The sequence below is a fragment of the Micromonospora sp. NPDC047620 genome (assembly GCF_043205005.1).
Classification (GTDB): Bacteria; Actinomycetota; Actinomycetes; order Mycobacteriales; family Micromonosporaceae; genus Micromonospora.
Map to the genome: position 1 here is coordinate 1 of NZ_JBIDDG010000138.1, position 1,242 is coordinate 1,242.

2 protein-coding genes are annotated in these 1,242 nt (G+C 62.7%); both read left to right on the forward strand.

Annotated elements, in window-relative coordinates:
* The first annotated feature begins 652 nt into the window (after positions 1-652).
* Positions 653-985, forward strand: a complete 333-nt coding sequence (locus ACGF5C_RS34765; protein WP_393308661.1) for an IS30 family transposase — start codon at positions 653-655, stop codon at positions 983-985.
* Positions 986-1,050: 65 nt separating this feature from the next.
* Positions 1,051-1,242 (forward strand): hypothetical protein (locus ACGF5C_RS34770; protein WP_393308663.1); only part of this gene is annotated, 192 nt, incomplete at its 3' end.

Consider the following 1,242-nt stretch of genomic DNA (forward strand, 5'->3'; position numbering starts at 1 on the left):
CCTCGTCGGCTTCGAGGTCCGAAAGGAGCTCGGCTGCAAGCTCGATCAGCTTCGTACTGCGAGTGATTCGGCGGTACCCCAGTTGCTCTCTATAGTCGCGCATCGCCTCGGCGAGTCGGTTGCTCGCGTCGTCGGAGCTTCGCCCGATCCTTTCGATCTGGGTCGAGCCGCTCGCGCCGTAGAAGCGAACCGTCGTGCGCCAGCGACCGTTCGCTGCCTTTTCGGCTTGGTCGGAACACCGAACGTGCCTACCGGCTTCGGTAACCGGCCTCCCACTTTCACCTCCTCAAATTAGGATCGGCGCGCATAGCTGACCGATCAGTCGGCAAATTTTCGAAACGTCGGCCCGAAGGGGCGACAATCGGCGTCCTTAGCTCCTCAACGTGGAAAGCTTTGCGCCGAATTCATCGGCAGGAGCCTGCCGACAGCCTCGGCGCTCTGCAAGCACACGAAAGTTGCTATGAGATAGCTGTGCTCCGGGCGGCGTCAGGCAGGGGGAGGGGCCCAGCGGCATGCGATCAACCTGGCGATCGGCGCTGGCCTCCGTTCTCGTCTACTCGGCTCTGCTCCCAGCGCAGCCGCCACACCTCGGCCTCGGTGCGTTCGAGCCCGATGGACTCAGAGCTGACCAGGTCACCCCGCACCTGACCAAGTGCGTGCTCGGCCTTCTCGCGACGATGCACACCGCACGCTGACCTGGGACCAGAACCGCGAGATCGCCGGCTGGAAGGCCATCACCGCGCCCACGAGCATGCCGGTCTACCTCTGCAAGCACCGCAGTCCCTGGCAGCGCGGTACAAGCGAGAACATCAATCCGCTCCTGCGCCAATACCTTCCGAAGAACGCCGACCTGCGCCGCTTCAGCCAAGACGACCTTGACGCCATCGCGAACGAACTCAACCACCGTCCCCGCAAGATCCACGGCTACCGCAACCCCGCAGAGGTCTACGCTGACCACGTGAACAGTGGTGGCGCACCCGATTGAGCTCGCCATCGGTTACCGACAACACGCGAGCGCGACCTCGTTCGCTAGTCAGCGCAGCTCGGCGCATGTCTGGAATACGTGTCGCGGAGTTTGTCGCAAGGTTCTGCGAGCAGCATGCTTCTGAACCTGATACGACACAGCGCCAGATAGCAAAGGAGCTCGCGCTGGCGGTTGCCGCCAACGACACCAAGGAAACGTATAACACAGACGGCACCAAGAACGAGGTCGACCGTGAGACGTCGAATGCGTTGGCGTTC